Raw genomic sequence first — 17,765 nt, 5'->3', positions numbered from 1 at the left:
GGTCGGGGCACAAGCGGCGCCCGGGACGGGGGCGTCCGCCGTGTTCAGGGGAGGAGGCGGTTCGCCACGGCCACCTGCCGAAGCCGAGCGATAGCTCGGTGCTGGGCGACCCGTACCGCGCCCGCCGACATTCCCAGTACATGTCCCGTCTCATCCGCTGTCAGTCCTGCGATCACCCTCATGACCAGGAGCTTGCGCTGCTGTTCCGGCAGCTCGTCCAGGAGCTCCCTGGCGCGCTGGGCCTCGATCACCCGCACCGCCGACTCCTCCGGTCCCGGGTCGTCGTCCGGCTGCTCGGGCACCGCGTCGGTGGGCACCGTCTCCACCCTGCCCGCGACGCGCAGGGTGTCGGCGACCTTGTGGGCGGCGATGCCGAACACGAAGGCCGCGAAGGGGCGGCCCCGGTCCTGGTAGCGCGGTACGGCCGAGAGCAGCGCGATGCAGACTTCCTGCGCCACGTCGTCGGAGTAGTGGGCCAGGCCCGAGACCCGGGCGAGGCGTGCGTGGCAGTACCTGACCACCATGGGCCGGACCGCGCGCAACAGCGAGTCCATGGCCCCGTCGTCCCCCCGGACGGCGAGCGAGCCCAGATGGTTCAACCCTGTGTCGCGGGCGGCGGAGTCCGCCTGCCCGTGTGTCCCTGGCCGCTGCGCGGTAGCGCCCCCCCGGGCGCCTGCATCCGTCACGTTAGGAATGATGCCCCCACTGCGGGACCCAACCGCTCCAATCGCCAACTACGGAATGGTCACGTTTTGGGAAAAACGTCCGAAAACGCCACACACTCCAGAGGGAAAAGAGGGGCTCCCGTGGTAGTGCGCGGGGGCGGGACACCGACGTGTCCCGCCCCCGGGCCGGATTCACACCCGACCCGTCACCGGGTCCGGGGCGTGGGGTCAGTGACCGTGGCCGTGGCCGTGGTCGTCCGCCTCCTCCTCGGGCTTGTCCGCCACCAGGACCTCGGTGGTCAGGAGCATGCCCGCGATGGACGCGGCGTTCTGGACGGCGGAGCGGGAGACCTTGACCGGGTCGAGGATGCCCTGGGCGGTCAGGTCGCCGTAGGTGCCCTTGGCCGCGTTGTAACCGTGACCGACCTCCAGCTCGGAGATCCGGTGGGTCACGACGTAGCCCTCGGCGCCCGCGTTCTCCGCGATCCACCGGGCGGGCTCGACCAGGGCGCGGCGCACGATCGCCACACCGGTGGCCTCGTCGCCGGTCAGCCCGAGGTCGTCCAGGGCGGACGCCGCGTGCACCAGGGAGGCCCCGCCGCCGGCGACGATGCCCTCCTCGATGGCCGCGCGGGTCGCCGAGATGGCGTCCTCCAGGCGGTGCTTCTTCTCCTTGAGCTCCACCTCGGTGGCGGCGCCGACGCGCAGGACGGACACGCCGCCCGCGAGCTTGGCCAGGCGCTCCTGGAGCTTCTCGCGGTCCCAGTCGGAGTCGCTCGCCTCGATCTCCTTGCGGATCTGGCGCACGCGGTCGTCGATCTCGGACTGCTCGCCGGCACCGTCGACGATGGTCGTCGCGTCCTTCGTGATGACGGTGCGGCGGGCGCTGCCCAGCGCGTCGAGTTCGGCGTTCTCCAGGGTCAGGCCGACCTCCTCGGCGATGACCTGGCCGCCGGTGAGGACGGCGATGTCCTGGAGCATGGCCTTGCGGCGCTCGCCGAAGCCGGGCGCCTTGACGGCGGCGACGTTGAGCGTGCCCCGGATCTTGTTGAGCACCAGGGCGCCCAGCGCGTCGCCGTCGATGTCCTCGGCGATGATCAGGAGCGGCTTCTTGCTCTGGACGACCTTCTCCAGCAGGGGCAGCAGCTCGTTGAGGCTGCTGATCTTCCCCTGGTTGATGAGGATGAGGGCGTCCTCCAGCACCGCCTCCTGACGGTCGCCGTCGGTGACGAAGTAGGGCGAGACGTAGCCCTTGTCGAACTGGAGCCCCTCGGTGAAGTCGAGGTCCATCCCGAAGGTGGGGGCCTCCTCCACCGTGATGACGCCGTCCTTGCCGACCTTGTCGAACGCCTCGGCGATCAGGTCGCCGATCTGGGCGTCCTGGGCGGAGTTGGTCGCCACGTAGGCGATGTCCTCGCGCTCCTCGACGGGGCGGGCGCGCTCCAGGAGGATCTCGGAGACGCGGGCGGCCGCGGCGTCGATGCCCCTCTTGAGGGCGAGCGGGGAGGCGCCGGAGGTGACGCTGCGCAGACCCTCGCGGACCAGGGCCTGGGCCAGGACGGTCGCGGTGGTGGTGCCGTCACCGGCGGCGTCGTTGGTCTTGGTGGCGACCTCCTTGACCAGCTGGGCGCCCAGGTTCTCGTACGGGTCGTCCAGCTCGATCTCACGGGCGACGGTCACGCCGTCGTTCGTGATGGTGGGGGCGCCGAACTTCTTGTCGATGACGACGTTGCGGCCGCGCGGGCCGAGCGTCACCTTGACGGCGTTGGCGAGGCGGTCGACGCCCCGCTCGAGGGCGCGGCGGGCGTCGTCCTCGAACTCCAGGATCTTCGGCATGTGGGTGCTTCCTCTTGAGGCTCGTATAAAACGAGCATCCCGCCCCGCCCGGCGTTATGCCGACCGGTGCGGGATGCCTGGCTCCGAGCCCGGTGGACCGGGCCCCGTCGAGACCTACTTCTCGACGACCGCGAGCAGGTCGCGGGCGGAGAGGACCAGGTACTCCTGGCCGTCGTACTTGACCTCGGTGCCGCCGTACTTGCTGTAGAGGACGACGTCGCCGACCTTCACGTCCAGCGGGATGCGCTTGTCGCCCTCGTCGTCCCAACGGCCGGGGCCCACGGCGAGGATCTCGCCCTCCTGGGGCTTCTCCTTGGCGGTGTCCGGGATGACCAGACCGGAAGCGGTGGTCTGCTCGGCCTCCAGCGTCCTGACCACGACGCGGTCCTCGAGCGGCTTCAGCACGGTCTTGGTGGCGGTCGACACGGTGTGACCTCCCCCTTCAAAGTTTCGGTGTACTGGCTCCGGTCCGCGCTGGCACGCGGACCGACTGCGAAAAAGGGGCGACAGAGGCGGCCTGTCGTCGCGGGTGCCAGACCGGCGTCGTCGCGATTAGCACTCTACCCCTGAGAGTGCCAGAATGGAAATGCGACCGTGACCCCCGGTCGGGGACTTCCGTGAGGAGCCGGGCATCCTGCCCGCGCCGCGGCGGCCCCCACGACGCGCGGGGCGTCCGGGTCCGCCGACACAGACCGCCCTTCGACGTCCGAGGTGAACCCCATGCGCGTGCCCGCCTTCGAGGCGCTGCTCTCCGACGCGGGCCGGGAGGTGCTGGAGGGCGTCGATCCGGGGAGCGCGGTCCGGGACCAGCTCGGCACGGCGTCCCTGCTGCGGTCCGACCCGCGCGTGGCGGCCCTGGACCCTGATCTACCCGTCTCGGAGCTGGTCAACGCGCTCCTGACCCAGGTCTCCCTCCGCGAGCGCGGCCGGGCCAAGTTCGGCGACGCGGCGGGGCGGATGTTCTTCACCCCGAACGGCCTGGAGCAGTCCACCCGGCGCGTCGTGGCCGAGTACCGGGCGGGGCGGACCGCCGCGGTCGCGGGTGCGGTGCCGGCGGGCGGCTCCGCGGGCGACCTGTGCTGCGGGATCGGCGCGGACCTGCTGGCGCTGGCCGGGCGCGGCGTCCCCGTGGAGGGCGTGGACTCCGACCCGCTGACGGTGGCGGTCGCCCGCGCCAACATCGGGGCCCTCGGGCTGTCGGACCTGGCGCGGGTCCGCGAGGGCGAGGCCGGCGCGTCGGCGGTCGGCCGCTACCCGCTGCTGTTCTGCGACCCGGCCAGGCGCGGCGGGCGCGGCCGGGTGTTCGACCCGGCCGCCTACTCCCCCCCGTGGGACGTGGCGACGGGGCTGGCCGGGGCCGCGGAGGCCGCCTGCCTGAAGGCGGCTCCGGGCATCCCGCACGAGGCACTGCCCGAGGACGCCTCCGCCGAGTGGATCTCGGTGGACGGGGAGCTCAAGGAGACGGCCCTGTGGTTCGGCGCCCTGGCGGAGGGCGCGGGGGCCCGGCGGCGCGCCACGGTCCTGCACGAGCGCGAGGGCCTGCTGGCCCGGGAGGGGGCGGCCGCGCACCTGGACGCCGACCCCGGGGCGGGCCCGGCGCCCGTGGCCCCGGCCCGGCGCTACCTGTACGACCCGGACCCGGCCGTGGTGCGGTCGCACCTGGTGGCGGAGGCGGCGGCGCGGGTGGACGGCGCGCTGCTGGACGAGCGGATCGCCTACTTCACCGCGGACACGGCGGCCGTGTCGCCGCTGTGGCGGGTGCTGGAGGTGGTGGAGATGCTGCCGTTCTCCCTGAAGCGCCTGAGGTCTGCGGTGCGGGCGCTGGACGCCGGGACGGTAACGATCAAGAAACGCGGATCGGCCGTGGACACGGAGAAGCTGCGCCGTGATCTGCGGGCGTCGGGCCCCGAGTCGGTGACCGTGGTCCTCACCAGGATCGGCGACCGGCCCTTCTGCCTGCTGTGCCGCGAGGTCGGGACCCCCTCCCCGGGGTGACCCCCCGTCGGCGGCCCGTCGGCGCCCGGGCCCCCGGCACGCCCGGCGGCGGGGGCGCGGACCCCAGATCGTTACCTCTCTCACCCAGATCTTCCGCCGTCCCCTGGGGGCGAAGGGACCCAGGTCGTTAAACTGACGACCGCTGCAGTCCTTCCCTTCTCATGGATTCACCCGGAAGACTCGTGTGAGCGGCCCGCCCCGCGATGCGGTCGGATCTCGGGCCTTGCGCCGTATATATACGGACAGTCACACTCCAGTCACGATGGGGCGGTAACCATCGCGGGAGCGCCGCCCGCCCGGGGACCATCGAGAACCCGACCCGTCCGGAACCGTCCACTCCCCCGTACGGGTACGGGAGCGCCAGAACCAAAGGAGCACCTCGGTGGAACAGACCAATCACAACTTCCTCAACGGGGGAGGCCAGTCCGGTGTCTCCGACCGGATGCGTGACCTGCTCTCCCAGGCCGCCCAGGAGCACGTCTCCGAGCAGAAGTCGCAGGGCGCCGTCAGCGAGGAGATGCGCCAGCGCCTCGAGGGGATGGAGTGGCTGCTCCGCGAACTGCGCGAGCGCGAGCTCACCTCCCTCGCCGAGTCCGTCACCACGGTCAACGGGCGCATCGACGACTTCCTCGCCCGCCCGCCGGAATGGGCCGAGACCCTCGCCGAGCACATCGAGGTCGTCGGCCAGCAGGTCAAGCCGCTGTCGGACATGCCCTCCCTGCGGGCCGACACCCAGCGCATCGCCGGACACCTGGACACCGTGCTCACCCGCCTCCAGCGGATGGCCGAGACCGGCGACCGGACGGCCGACCAGGTCACCGAGCTCGGTGAGCGCCTGAACGGGCTGAGCGAGACCGTGGGCGCCCGCCTGGACTCCCTCGACACCGCCCTCGCCGCGCTCACCGCCAAGGCCGACGCCGTCGAGGCGTCGCTGTCCGCCCTCTCCGAGGTCTCCGGCGAGCGGCACGGGGCCGTCGTCACCGCTCTGGCCGAGAGCCGCACCGAGCTCTCCGACTCCCTCGCCGAGGGGCGCACCGAGCTGGCCGAGGCGCTGGCCGCCGGGCGGACCGAGATCACCGGCGCCGTCGAGGCCGGGCGCGAGAGCCTGGCGGGCGTCGTCGCCGAGAGCCGCGAGGCCCTCACCGCCGCGGGCGCCGCCCTGGGCGAGACCGTCACCGCCAAGGTCGAAGAGGCCTCCGGCGAGCTGCGGACCCTCGTGGAGGAGCGCGCCGGCGACCTCCGGGCCTCCGTCGAGGAGCGGGCCGCCGAGCTCCGCACCGAGGGCGGGGAGCGCACGGCCGAGCTGCGCACCGCCCTGGAGGAGCGCACCGCGCAGCAGCACGAGGCCCTGCTGGCCCGCCTCCAGGAGAACACCGGCGAGCTGGGCGAGCGCACCACCGCCCTGGCCGGGGAGCTCACCGCCCTGGCGGCCGCGTCCGGCGAGCGCCACGAGGCCCTCACCGGCAAGCACGAGGCCCTGGCCGCCAAGGTCGCGGAGAGCGTCGGCTACCTCAGCACGCAGGCCGAGGAGAACCACGCCGAGGCGACCGCCGCCGTCGCCGACGTCACGGGATCGCTCGCCAAGCTGCGGGAGAACCACGAGTCGTCGCTCACCGAGCTGCGCACCCACCTGCGCCAGCGCCTGGCCGAGCTCGGCGAGGAGATGGAGCTGGGCCGTACCGAGACCCGGGAGCACGCCGAGTCCACGTCGGAGCGGCTGCGCGAGGCCCTGGCCGAGCGCACCGACGCCCTGGGCGCCCGGATCTCCGAGGACTCCGAGCGGGTCACCGCGGGCTTCGCGGAGCTGCGCGAGTCCGTCCGGGAGTCCGGCGACAGGCTCTCCACGGAGTCCGAGGAGCGGCACCGGACGCTGGCCGAGGCACTCACCGAACAGGTCGAGGCCCACCGCGGCGCGCTGGACGAGCGCCTGGAGCGGCAGCGCGAGGCGCTGACCGGCAAGGTCGACAACCACCTCTCGCAGATCACCGGCAAGGTGGACCACGAGCTGGGCCGCCTCACCGACCGCTTCGACACCTTCGAGGGGCACTTCGAGGGAAGCTTCGAGTCCGTCGAGGGCAAGATCGACCGCATCGACGGCCGGATGGACGGTGTCAACGGCCGCCTGGACGGCGTGGACGGCCGGATCAACGGCGTCGAGGGCCAGTTCGAGGGCGTCAGCGGGCACTTCGAGGGCGTGGACGGCCGCATGGAGGCCATCGACGACCGGCTGGAGGCGCTCAACCAGCGGCTCAACCAGCTTCCGCAGACCATGGAGGTCAGCGAGCTGCACCGCCGCCTGACCGACCTGGTGGACCGTCCGCAGCTGGACCACTCCGGCAAGCTGGACGAGATCGACGAGCACGTCACCTCGGCGGTGGCCCCGGTGCTGCGCGAGCTCAAGCAGCGTCCGGACCGCCACGAGCTGGAGGAGACCGTCACCGAGGCGGTCGAGAACTCGCACGACGACATCACCAAGCGGTTCTCCTCCCTGGAGGAGACGGTGCTCGCCCTGGCCGAGGCGCTGCTGCGCCCGGGCAGGGACGGCAAGAAGAAGCGCCGCCGCGACGAGGACGAGGACGACGAGTAGCGGGCGGGACGGGGGCGGCGGACGCGCCGTCCGCCCCCTGACCGCCCCCGGGAGGGCCGGGACGCCGCGGGCGTCCCGGCCCTCCGGCGTTCCCGGGGCGCGCGGGCGCCGCGGGGCGTGCGGGCGCCGCGGGGCGTGCGGGCGCCGCGGGGCGTGCGGTGGATCGGCTCCCCCGCCTCCCGGGGCGCGGGCGCCGCGGGGCGTGCGGGTGCCGCGGGGCGCACCGTGCCCCGTCCGTCACGGGCCCGGGGTTCGGCGCGCGTCGAGCATCTCCAGGTAGTGGGAGTTGTACATGACCCCCAGCACGTTGCCGAACGGGTCGACCACCGACGCGGTGACGAAACCCGGGCCCCGTTCCGTGATCGGCTCGTACTCGGTCGCGCCCAGTCCGAGCAGGCGCCCGACGGCTCCCTCCACGTCGTCCACGTGCCAGAACACCACCGCTCCGCCCGGGCCCGGCCTCGCGGGGGCCGGGGCGTACCTGCGGTCGACGATGCCCAGTTCGTGCTGGTGGTCGCCGATCCGGAACTCGACGTAGGCGGGCGGCAGCCCCTGCCCCGGGCGCTCGAAGTACGGTTCGACGCCCAGGACCTCCGTGTACCAGTCGACGGCCTCGGTGACGTCGTCCGCCCACAGGCTGATGGTGCTCATTCCGCGCAGCATGGTGTGCCTCCGTGTCCTCGGCCGGACCCCGCCCGGCGTCTCCGGGACGAAGCTACGAGAAGAGGCGGTCATCCTCTGTCCTCGACTCCGCAACCCCTCGCCGGGACCCGGGACCGGTCGGGCGGTCCGTCCGGCGGAGGGTCCCGCCGGCCGGGACTCCGGGGGCGCGGCCCCCGGGACGGCCACGGCACGCGCCGCCCCGGGCGGAGCCGGCGGACGCGGGTCAGACCGTGAAGACGATCTTGCCGAAGTGGTCCCCGTCGAGCATCGCCCGGAACCCCTCCCGGGCCCGGTCCAGGGGCAGCACCCGGTCGATCTCGGGGCGCACGCCGGTGCGGGCGCACATCCGCGCCAGGGCGTCCAGTTCCTCCCGGGTCCCCATGGTGGAGCCGATGACCCGCAGCTGGAGGAAGAACACGCGGTTGAGTTCGGCGGAGGGGGCGTCGCCGCTGGTGGCGCCGCAGGTGATGACCGCGCCGCCCGGCTTGAGGGAGCGCAGGGAGTGGCCCCAGGTGGCCTTGCCGACCGAGTCGAAGACGGCGTCGACCCTCTCCGGCAGCCGCTCGCCCGTGGGCAGCGCCGCGTGGGCGCCCAGGGCGAGCGCCCGCTCCCTCTTGGCCCCGCTCCTGCTGGTGGCGTAGACGCGGTGCCCCACGTGGGACGCCAGCCGGATGAGGGCCGCCGACACCCCGCCGCCCGCGCCCTGCACGAGCACCGCGGAACCGGGCCGGAGGTCGGCCTTGCCGAAGAGCATGCTGTAGGCGGTGAGCCACGCGGTGGGCAGGCAGGCGGCCTCCTCGAAGCTCAGCTCCGGCGGCTTGGGCACCAGGTTGCGCCTCGGGACGGCGATCTTCTCCGCGAGACAGCCGTCGTAGACCTCCGAGAACAGCGACCGGCGCGGGTCGAGGGTCTCGTCGCCGCCGCCCGCCGCGGGGTCGCCGACGACGCCGTGCACGATGACCTCGTTGCCGTCCTCGTCGGTGCCGGCCGCGTCGGTGCCCAGGACCATCGGCAGGTGCTTCTCGCTGAGCGCCGTGCCCCGCAGGCTCCACAGGTCGTGGTGGTTGAGGGCGGCGGCCCTGACGTCGACCACGGTCCACCCCTCGCGGGGTTCGGGGTCGGGGCGTTCACCCGCCTCCAGGCCGGAGAGCGGGTCCTCGGGTGAGATGCGTGCTGCGGTGATAGCGAACATGTCCGTAGCCAACCACGGTGTCCGTTTCCCGTTCCACCCCGGGCCCGGGCGGACCCCGGCGCGTCGGGGCCCGGGCCCCGCCCCGCCCGCTCCGGGGGCGCCGGGCGCCGCTCCCCCGGCCGCGGGTGTCGCACGACGCGCCGTCCGCCTCACCCGCGGCCGGAACCGCCCCCGGCGCCCCGGCCGGCGATGTCACCGGAGCGCAGGAGCGGCGGGGACATCACGGCGGCCCCGCCGAACCGGTACAGGGCGGCCGGGCGGCCGGTCTCCGAGGTCCGGCGCTCCCCGGTGGGTTCGAGGAAGCCCGCCGTCCTCGTGACCTTGCGGCGGAAGTTGCTGGGGTCCAGCGCGATCCCCCAGATCACCTCGTAGACGTGCCGCAGGTCGCTGACCGTGAAGGGCTCCCGGCAGAAGCTCGTGGCCACCGTGGTGTACTCCAGCTTGGAGCGGGCCCGCTCGACCGCGTCGGCCAGGATCGCCCCGTGGTCGAAGGAGAGGCCGGAGTCCGCGCGCAGGGCCTCCCCCACCGGTGCCCAGAAGGCGCGGGCGGCGTCGGTCCCCGCCACGGGAGCGGGGAGGTCCGGTCCCAGCGCCAGGTAGGCGACGGTGATGACGCGCCCCCTCGGATCGCGGCCGGGGTCTCCGTAGGACCGCAGCTGCTCCAGGTGGAGCCGTCCGCCGTCCAGACCGGTCTCCTCCCGCAGTTCGCGCAGCGCGGCCTCGTCCAGCCCCTCGTCGGGGCGGACGTAGCCGCCGGGAAGGGCGCTGCCGCCGAGGAAGGGCTCCTTGCCCCGCTCGACGAGGAGCACGTGGAGGGCGTCGTCCCGGACCGTGAAGATGACGAGGTCGACCGTCACCGAGACGGGGAACCGGGGAACCGCTGGTGGAGCGCTGTGCGTCATCCGGCCAATCTACTAAAGGTCCCCTTGACCTGAAACAGATCACCCATTATGGTCAGGGTGACTAGAAAGTCTCCTGCCGAGTCGGGCCGGTCCGGAACCCCCACGAGGAGCCCACGTTGACGGAATTCATGCTCGGGGTCACCAGTTCGCTGGCCGCCACGGCCGTCACCGTCGGGCTCGGGGGCCTGCTGTCCCGACGTCTGCGCTGGTGGCTCCTGGCAGCGGTCGCCCGCCTGAGCGGGCTCGGAGTGCTGCGGGTCCACCGGCACCAGGACGACGCGAGGGCCGAGCTGTCCGGCGAGATCAGCCGGGCGCGCTGGCTCCGCGTCATGGTCGGGCGGGGGAACGAACTCACCCGGGACGGCTTCGCGCCGCTGTGGAACGGCGGAGGACGGCCGCCGGACTTCGTCCGGGTGCTCCTGCCCGACCCGGGCTCCGACCGGTCCTCCCCCACCGCCTCCCCGGAGGCGGAGGGGGAGGGTCCGGCGGGGCTCCCGGCCGGGAGCCGGGCCGGGTCCGCCCCGGGCCGCGCCCCCGGGGGCGGGGGTTCCTGGCTGGAGCGGAGGGAGGAGGAGCTCATCTCCCTCGACCCCGGTTTCGGCCGCGGCCTGCTCACCGAGCAGGTGCTGGCCAACTTCCACTACCTGTCCGAGGCCACCCGGGACCGGAAGAACACGGAAATCCGCTTCTACGACCTCCCGAACCTCTACCGTGTCATCGCCACCGACAACCTCGTCTTCCTCACGCTGTACCAGGGCGACGCGCACGGGCGGCACTCCCCCTGCGTGGTCGCCCACCGGTCCGGGGCCCTGTACGACTTCGCGCTGCGGATCTTCGACACCGCGTGGGAGTCCGCCAGGGTCCCCGGCGGCGCCCCCGCCACGACACCCGACCTGTAGGGAGCCCCCGGAGAGACCCGCAGCCCCCGCCCGGCCCTTCTCACGCCCCCATCCGTCCGAGACCGGACACCGGTGACCGGCGTCCGGGATCAGAAGGAGCCCCCGTGACCGAGCACATCCCCGAGCAGAGCAGGCGGCCCGCCGACCGCGTCCCCCCTCCTGCGACAGCGGCCCCGGCCGCCCCCTTCGCCGCGGCCCCCGCCGTGTGGAGCGTCGAGCACGCGGCGGGCGCCCCCGAGTACGACTCCACCGCCCGCCTGAGCTCCGCGGCCTGGCAGGACCCGGCCTTCCGTGCCGACGTCCTGCGCGAGCGGGTGGAGAACCCCTACCGCGCCGTGCCACGGGAGCCGGGCCTGGACGCGGTGCGCGTCGCCGAGGAGTGCCGGAGGGCCCGCCGTGTCCGGGCCACCGCGGGGGCGCTGTTCCTGGGCGCCGTCGCCGTCCTCTCCCTCTTCAACGTCCTGGCCTCGCTCACCGCCCTCGTCCTGGTCGGGGCCCTGGCCGCCGCGGCGCGCCGCCGCCGTGAGGGCGAGGACGCCTCGCGGCGACGCGGGGGGTGCCTGATCCTCCTGGCCGCCGCGGTGACCGCGGTCCTTCTGGTGGCCGTCGTCCTGCCGGTCCTCCTCCTGAGCGAGTCGGCGTTCCTCCTGGGGCTGGACTCGTACGGCTCAGGCCCGACGGAGATCTCCGAACCGGGCGGGCTCGGCGACGTCCTCCCCCTCTGGGCGGCGCTGCTGATCCTTCTCGGCGCCACCGTCGGCACCGGGTTCTGGGTCCGGCGGAGGACCAACGCCGCCCTCCACGCCATCCGCATGCGGGCGGAGCACCCGCGGAGGGACAGCGGTGTGGGCACCGTGCCGGTGGCCTTCTACAACGACCGCACCCCCTTCGTCGGCGTGGGCGAGCCCTACGCCTCCTGGCCCCTGACGCTCAAGCTCTTCCCCGACCGGGGCGGGGCGGAGGCGGCGGAGCACGGCGCCGGGGGCGCGGGGGGCGCGCACGCGTCCGCGGAGGACGTGTCCGCCGGCGCGGACGCGGAGGCCGAGCCGGGGAACGCTCCGGGAGCGGAGGACGCAGGCGCGGCCGTGGCGGGTTCGGCGCTGATCGAACGCCTCTACGACCGGCTGCGCACAGAGGTTCCCCGGCTCACAGGTACCGAGGGCATGGGAACGAGCACCCGCCGCGAGGTCGAGGTGGCCGACTGCGTGTTCCTGCCGGGTCGGCGCCAGGACGACATCACCCGGTTGGCCCCGGTACTGATCGACCAGCAGAGGTGGCGGCTGCGGGAGGAGTGGGTGGCCGGCTTCATCGACGCCTTCCACGAGCGCGCCCGCCACTTCGTGGAGATCGGCGTCAGCATGTGGGAGAGCCAGGTGGTGGTGACCTTCTTCGTCCGGCTGACCACCCAGGGCGGGCTGCTCAACATCGAGGGCGAGACGCTGGTCATGCCTCCGGTCTCCCCCGCCCACCAGGTCCCCGAGGGCCCCCTGCCGGTCGGCTCCGACCCCGCAGAGGTCGCGCAGCTGTTGTGGGCGGCGTTCACCGGGGTCCTGGAGGACCTCAGGGTGAACCCGGCGGAGGCCGTGGCCGCGGTCAGGTCCCGGAGCGCCGCCCTGGAGAACAGGAGGCTGTACTCCTGGGCCCGGGCGAACCGGGAGTTCTTCGACTACTCCCCCACGATGGGCGTCCGGCACCGGTCCGCCGCACCCGACCTGAGGCAGCTGTTCCAGGCCCACGACGTCGAGCGCGTCACCCGCGCCGTCCCGGAGAAGGTGCTCATCTGCGTCCGGGACGTGCTGCGGGAGGCGGGCTACGACACGGAACAGGTGCGCCGCATCATCAACAACGTCAACAACAACTACGGCAACCAGGTGTTCGGGACGCAGAACGCCGACGGGATGAACTTCGGTCCCGGCAGCACCACCGTCGACAAGGGAACCGGAACGGGGAGCGGGAGCGGCCGGAGCACGGTGCCCGCCACCGGCCAGGGGGCCGGCTCCGGGTCCGGCGGGGACGGCTCCGGCCGGAAGTAGGCGCTCGGGGCCGCGCACGGTCGCCCCCGGGCAGGGCCCGGTCGCGGTCCCGGCGGCACGGGCTCGCGGCCCGTCCGGCGGCCCGGCGGCCCGGACGCATGCACAGGGCATGGCAACGGACGAAGGTGTGGAGGCAGGACATGGACGGCACGAACCACGGCAACCAGGTGTTCGGGACGCAGAACGCCGACGGGATGAACTTCGGCCCCGGCAGCACCACCGTCAACAAGGGACCCGCCGCCCCCGAACCGTCGGTGGCGCCGTCCGCCGGTCGGCACGCCCGGCGCGGCACGCTCGCGGACGCGGTGGTGATCACCGCCATCGCGAGCGAGTACGCGGCGGTGGCGGCGCACCTGACCGGCCCGTTCGAGGAGCACGGCGAGAGCGGCACCCTCTACCGGATCGGCACGCTCGGCGGGGAGCGGCGGACGCGCCGGGTCGCCCTGGCCCAGGTCGGGCCGGGCAACGTCGACGCGGGTGTGTCGCTGGAGAGGGCGCGCACGGCCTTCGCGCCCGAGGTCGTCCTGTTCGTCGGTGTGGCCGGCGGCGTCAAGGACGTGCGGCTCGGCGACGTGGTGGTGGCCGACGCGATCTACGACTACGAGACGGGCAAGGAGGACGCGGAGGACTTCCGTTCGAGGGCGAAGACGGCGGCCCCGTCCCACGCCGCCGTGCAGCGGGCCATGGACGTGGTGTTCCGGCAGGAGTGGCCGGAGCGGGTGCTGACGGACCGCCTCCCGCAGCCGCCCCGGGCCTTCGTCAAGCCGGTGGCCTCGGGGAACAAGGTCGTCGCGGACCGGGACGCGCTCACCGCCGAACGGCTGCGCGAGCACTGCGGGGACGCGGTCGCGGTGGAGATGGAGGGCTACGGCTTCCTCCGCAGCGCCTACCTGTCCTCGGGCACCGACTCCCTGGTGATCCGGGGTGTCTCCGACCTGCTCAGCGGCAAGGACGAGGACTCCGACACCCGGTGGCAGCCCGTCGCCGCCGCCCACGCGGCGGCCTTCGCCGCCGCGTTCCTCGACCTCTTCCGATCCGAGGGGTAGGCCCCTCCCGCCGCCGGGTGCGGGGTGTACGCCCCGCGCCCGGCGGTTCCGGGCCGATCGGTCCTACTGCAGGCCCATGACCCCGCTGCTCCCGGAGTGGTCGATGTAGGAGACGGCGACGGCTCCCGGCACGACGACGGTCTGGTCCACCTCCATCGAGGCTTCCGCGTCCCACGAGAACATGACCGGAACGGTCTCCTCGAAGCCCTCGAAGGCGGCCAGTTCCGTCTCCCCCGCCCCGCCTTCGAAGAGGTCGCCCATGTGGAGTACACCGCCCTCCAGCCCGACCGTCTCGACGTCCCCCTGGAGCGCGTTGACGATCGCCGCGCCCGCGCCGGCCTGCTCGTCCCCCAGGCTCTCCCTCACGTCCGCGCCGATCTCCTGGATCCGGTAGCCGCGCGTACGCCCGTCCCACATCCCCAGGAGAGAGCCGTCCTCACTGGCCCAGAGGACTTCTCCCCCTTCCAGTGCCTCGACGTCACCCGTGGCGGCGTCGACGACCTGTCCGACCTGCTCATAGGGGTAGTAGGCGGTGACGATCCCGCTCTCGTGCACGGTGAGGTCGCGCTCGTGGGCGTCTCCGGGGAACATCCCCGCCGGCGCCTCCGTGCGCCACAGCTCGTCCCCCGTCGCCGGATCGAAACCCGCGAAACCCGACACGAACTCCTGCCCCTCGGTCATCTCGACCGGGTCCTCGCCCTCGGGCTGCTCGTAGCACGTGAAGGCAGCCACCAGGACGTCGTCCGTCGCGGCGGTCCGGTCGACGCTGCCGACGTCGTCGCACCCGGCGACGCCCGGGACGGACCATGCGGGCTCGTCGCTGCCCAGCTCATGGGCGACCAGGTCCTCGTCGCCCTCCACCGTGATCCAGTGCTCACCGGTGACGCCGGCCAGACCTCCCCTGACCGGACCGGACGCGCTGTCCCCGTCCCGAAGTTCGTAGTCGTGGACGGACTCACCCGTGGAGAGGTCGACGACGAGCATCCTCGGCGGCGCCTCCGTGTCGTCGGGGTCCAGGACCTGGAGCACGAAGTACCGCCCCTGGCCCGCCACCGCACCGAACACCTCGCTTCCAGGCACCCGGTGCTCCCACATGACTCCGCCGTTCTCCCCGGAAAGCCCGATCACCCCGTCGTCCACGAGGGCGGCGACTCCGCCGGGAACCGCGTGGACGCCGGCGAGGTCGGCGACGCCCTCGGGCGCCTCCCACGTCCACGCCACACCGCTGACGGAGCCCGGACGGTCGAGGTCCCGTATCTCCTCCGCGCCGCCCGACCCTGCTGAGCCGCCCGCACCGCAGGACGTGAGGAGAAAAGTGGTCACCACGGCGACGGCTGCCCCGTATCTCACGGAGGGGTGTCCTTTCGGAGTTCTCATGTCACAGGTGCAGGGCCGGTCCCCGGGCGCCTGGCCCCGGCACGGCCGGGAACGGGAGCCCTCACTGGTAGGCGACCAACTGCGTAGGGTCCGGGGACCTTCCGTCCACCAGCACCACCGCGCCGGGAACCTCGACCACCTGCCCCGTGAACCTGTCGAAGTAGTCGCCGGCCTCGATCGGGAAACCGGGGTCGAGCACCTCGGTCTCAGCACCGCCCCACGGCGTGAAACCCAGAGCCAGCCCGGAGGCGGCGCCGTCCTCCTCCAGACCCTCCACGCTCACCAGGCCGTCACCGAGAGGGAGGACGTCCTCCTCGCTCAGCAGCGACCCGCCCGAACGCTCGGAAAGCTCGACGGACTCCACCGTCTCCAGGTCCATCCCGAGCAGGTCATAGCGATCGCCGGCCGCGAAGTTTCCATCCCAGGCCAAGATTTCACCACCGAACATTCCCACCACGGTTCGCTGAGTGCTGGCAAGGATCTCCCCGTCCGGGACGTTGATCACGTGTGCCTCCGGTAGGTCTCTGCCCTCGAGAAGCAGTGCATTCCCCTCCACCTCGATCGAGGCACTGGGGAAGGTGCCGACCGATTCGTGGGTGAATTCCTTTCGCCACACTTCTTGTCCGTCAGCGAGGTCCAGGGCGACCACCGCCGTAGTCACTTCCAGCGGGTCCTCGAACCGCTCAGGGCTGCATACGACGAGGACGAGCAGCAGCGAGTCGTGGATGAGGGAGTCCGGCTGCTGGGACGCAAGCCCGGGATCGGCCTCACATGTGAGGGGGGCCTCCTGCTCCCATCGTTGATCTCCACTGGCGACATCGATGACCGAGAGAGGTCGGTACTCCTCCACCACACCCGGAGGCCGGTGTACTCGCTCGGCCTCACTCGCCGACCACAAGTCCCAAGGCGCGAACCCTTCACGGACCCGGAACTCACCTGTGGAGTCGCCGCTGTCCGCGTCGAGCATCAACGTCTCTTCAGGCGGTTCGTCGGAACTCGGCCCCCTGGCCACGAGAAGAGAAGCGCCGTCCACGGTGAGACCGGCGGCGAATGCCTCCTGCTCGGGCACAAGGTAGCTCCAGACCTCCTCGCCGGTACCACCGTGGAGAACCGCGACGCCCGTGTCCATGAACACCGCTGCCCCCATGGCAACGGGTTCGACGGCCAGGATCTCTCGCTCGGACGGGGTCTCCCACTCCCAGCCGATTCCGCTCACCGACGCGACGGCCGAGGGTTCTGAGACCTCCTCCGCGCCGCCCGCTTCACCGGGGAAGGAGCAGGAGCAGGTGAGCAGAGAAAAGGAGATCAGCACAGGACCAGCGGCTGAGGCGAAAAAGGGCCTCCTGCCTGAGGAAACCGTATTCACACCACGGGACACCGATCATCCTTTCTCCGCGAAGAGCACTTCTTGGCACAGCACGAGGGGACGGGCCCGCTACGAGAAAGCCTCCTCGACCTCGACCAGCAGAGCCGAGACATAGCCGGGTGCCCCCACCGTCCACTGACGGGGGTTCTGCACGAGCTCACCGTCGATCAACAGAGACTCGTCGATGTCCTCCACGGAGAAGGGAACGCCGTCCTCCTCGACCAGCCACCGGACCGCACCCAGGAGGACATAGTCATGCATGTTTCCCCGCGGGGCCGAGTGCAGGACGAGCTCTCGAGGGGCCGCCTCGAAGTCCTCCAGGGGTTGGGCAGCGTACTCGCCAACCCCCGGCGCGCTCCGCCAGGGCTCGGGAACGAACGGCTCGACGCCATTGGTCTCGCTCCCGTGCACGAAGAGGAACTCACCGCTCAGTTCTTCGTCGAACATCCGGAAGACCGGGTCCTCCGGGCCTCCCGGGACCGTGTGCTCATGCACCACGTTCACCCGGGGCGCCTCGGCTCCCGCCCAGGTCTGCTCCCAGAACGGTTCACCGGTACCGCCGTCGAGCATCGCGGCGTGCGCCGTGCCGTCCGCCTCGCAGGCATAGGCCACCAGCAGCTGGATCCCGGCAACAGCGACATCGATGTCCTCCGCGTCCCCGCCGGAGCACGTACCGGTGAGGCTGTGCTCCCACGCGACCTCGCCGTCAGCGGTCCGCCTGGCCGTCAGTGTCCCCCCGGGGCTGGCCGTCACCCATACATCACCCAGCAATCGGCCCTCACCCGGGACCGCCTCGCCCCGGGCGGTGTAGGACTCCAGGACCCGGCCGCGCTCTGCGTCCAGCACAGTGACCTGCTCGCCGGACACGGGCCCCACGTCGGCCCCGTACCTCACCAGTACGGTCTCTCCGGTGCTCTCCACGGAAACGTCGCTCACAGGCTCGGGGATCTCGTGCCGCCAGGCCTCCGCCACCGGGTCCACCCCGAAGGAGACGACCTGGTCGTCGAGCAGGGCGAGCACACCGGAGCCGGTGGCCAGCAACTCCGTGGCAGGGCCTCGCGGATCGTCCGCCAGGAACTCCTCCACCGCCTCGACCTCGGCCATGGTGAACGCGCCTCGCGCGTCGTCGGCCACCTCGGCATCCGCCACCGTCTCACCCTGAGCCGCACACCCCGCTCCGAGCAGAACCACAGCAAGCCCGGCA

14 protein-coding genes are annotated in these 17,765 nt (G+C 72.6%); 5 read left to right on the top strand and 9 right to left on the bottom strand.

Annotation, left to right across the window (positions count from 1 at the left end; all coding sequences use genetic code 11):
* Nucleotides 1-44: 44 nt before the first annotated feature.
* The 3 genes from OUQ99_RS04095 to groES form a co-directional block, all read right to left on the bottom strand.
* Nucleotides 45-686 carry a sigma-70 family RNA polymerase sigma factor gene (locus OUQ99_RS04095; protein ID WP_378553997.1) on the bottom strand — a complete coding sequence of 214 codons (642 nt, stop codon included), beginning with the start codon at nucleotides 684-686 and terminating at the stop codon, nucleotides 45-47.
* Between the two features lie 207 nt (nucleotides 687-893).
* Nucleotides 894-2,501 carry a chaperonin GroEL gene (groL, locus tag OUQ99_RS04090; protein WP_267948088.1) on the bottom strand — a complete coding sequence of 536 codons (1,608 nt, stop codon included), beginning with the start codon at nucleotides 2,499-2,501 and terminating at the stop codon, nucleotides 894-896.
* 114 nt (nucleotides 2,502-2,615) lie between these two features.
* The gene (gene groES / locus OUQ99_RS04085; RefSeq protein ID WP_267948087.1) at nucleotides 2,616-2,927 is read right to left on the bottom strand and encodes a co-chaperone GroES; all 312 of its coding nucleotides are present in this window, start codon (nucleotides 2,925-2,927) and stop codon (nucleotides 2,616-2,618) included.
* Nucleotides 2,928-3,221: 294 nt separating this feature from the next.
* Here groES and OUQ99_RS04080 point away from each other — a divergent pair, with 294 nt between their 5' ends.
* Nucleotides 3,222-4,496, top strand: a complete 1,275-nt coding sequence (locus OUQ99_RS04080; RefSeq protein ID WP_267948086.1) for a class I SAM-dependent methyltransferase — start codon at nucleotides 3,222-3,224, stop codon at nucleotides 4,494-4,496.
* Nucleotides 4,497-4,878: 382 nt separating this feature from the next.
* Nucleotides 4,879-7,083 (top strand): hypothetical protein, encoded by a 2,205-nt coding sequence (locus OUQ99_RS04075; RefSeq protein WP_267948085.1) that lies wholly within the window; start codon nucleotides 4,879-4,881, stop codon nucleotides 7,081-7,083.
* A gap of 237 nt (nucleotides 7,084-7,320) precedes the next feature.
* Here OUQ99_RS04075 and OUQ99_RS04070 read toward each other — a convergent pair whose 3' ends face one another.
* From OUQ99_RS04070 to OUQ99_RS04060, 3 genes are all read right to left on the bottom strand, one after another.
* On the bottom strand, nucleotides 7,321-7,734 hold the full coding sequence (locus tag OUQ99_RS04070; protein WP_431061478.1) for a VOC family protein: 414 nt from the start codon (nucleotides 7,732-7,734) through the stop codon (nucleotides 7,321-7,323).
* A 235-nt stretch (nucleotides 7,735-7,969) separates the two neighbouring features.
* Nucleotides 7,970-8,938, bottom strand: a complete 969-nt coding sequence (locus OUQ99_RS04065; RefSeq protein WP_267948083.1) for a zinc-binding dehydrogenase — start codon at nucleotides 8,936-8,938, stop codon at nucleotides 7,970-7,972.
* 149 nt (nucleotides 8,939-9,087) lie between these two features.
* Nucleotides 9,088-9,840 carry an NUDIX hydrolase gene (locus tag OUQ99_RS04060; protein ID WP_267948082.1) on the bottom strand — a complete coding sequence of 251 codons (753 nt, stop codon included), beginning with the start codon at nucleotides 9,838-9,840 and terminating at the stop codon, nucleotides 9,088-9,090.
* A gap of 116 nt (nucleotides 9,841-9,956) precedes the next feature.
* Here OUQ99_RS04060 and OUQ99_RS04055 point away from each other — a divergent pair, with 116 nt between their 5' ends.
* The 3 genes from OUQ99_RS04055 to OUQ99_RS04045 all read left to right on the top strand — a co-directional run bounded on the left by OUQ99_RS04055 (nucleotide 9,957) and on the right by OUQ99_RS04045 (nucleotide 13,818).
* Nucleotides 9,957-10,739: a hypothetical protein gene (locus OUQ99_RS04055; protein WP_267948081.1), complete on the top strand. Its 783-nt coding sequence runs from the start codon at nucleotides 9,957-9,959 to the stop codon at nucleotides 10,737-10,739.
* A gap of 104 nt (nucleotides 10,740-10,843) precedes the next feature.
* Complete coding sequence (locus OUQ99_RS04050) at nucleotides 10,844-12,772, top strand: hypothetical protein (RefSeq protein WP_267948080.1); 1,929 nt, start codon at nucleotides 10,844-10,846, stop codon at nucleotides 12,770-12,772.
* A 140-nt stretch (nucleotides 12,773-12,912) separates the two neighbouring features.
* Nucleotides 12,913-13,818 (top strand): 5'-methylthioadenosine/S-adenosylhomocysteine nucleosidase, encoded by a 906-nt coding sequence (locus OUQ99_RS04045; protein WP_267948079.1) that lies wholly within the window; start codon nucleotides 12,913-12,915, stop codon nucleotides 13,816-13,818.
* Between the two features lie 63 nt (nucleotides 13,819-13,881).
* Here OUQ99_RS04045 and OUQ99_RS04040 read toward each other — a convergent pair whose 3' ends face one another.
* From OUQ99_RS04040 to OUQ99_RS04030, 3 genes are all read right to left on the bottom strand, one after another.
* Nucleotides 13,882-15,168: a PQQ-binding-like beta-propeller repeat protein gene (locus OUQ99_RS04040; protein WP_267948078.1), complete on the bottom strand. Its 1,287-nt coding sequence runs from the start codon at nucleotides 15,166-15,168 to the stop codon at nucleotides 13,882-13,884.
* A gap of 88 nt (nucleotides 15,169-15,256) precedes the next feature.
* Nucleotides 15,257-16,507, bottom strand: coding sequence for a PQQ-binding-like beta-propeller repeat protein (locus OUQ99_RS04035; protein WP_267948077.1), 1,251 nt, complete (start codon nucleotides 16,505-16,507; stop codon nucleotides 15,257-15,259).
* 123 nt (nucleotides 16,508-16,630) lie between these two features.
* On the bottom strand, nucleotides 16,631-17,710 hold the full coding sequence (locus OUQ99_RS04030; protein WP_267948076.1) for a PQQ-binding-like beta-propeller repeat protein: 1,080 nt from the start codon (nucleotides 17,708-17,710) through the stop codon (nucleotides 16,631-16,633).
* Nucleotides 17,711-17,765 lie beyond the last annotated feature (55 nt).

Source organism: Streptomonospora nanhaiensis, assembly GCF_026642255.1.
Lineage (GTDB): Bacteria > Actinomycetota > Actinomycetes > Streptosporangiales > Streptosporangiaceae > Nocardiopsis > Nocardiopsis tropica.
Note: the sequence above shows the minus strand (reverse complement) of the source record. Positions and strands in the feature narration are given on the sequence as shown.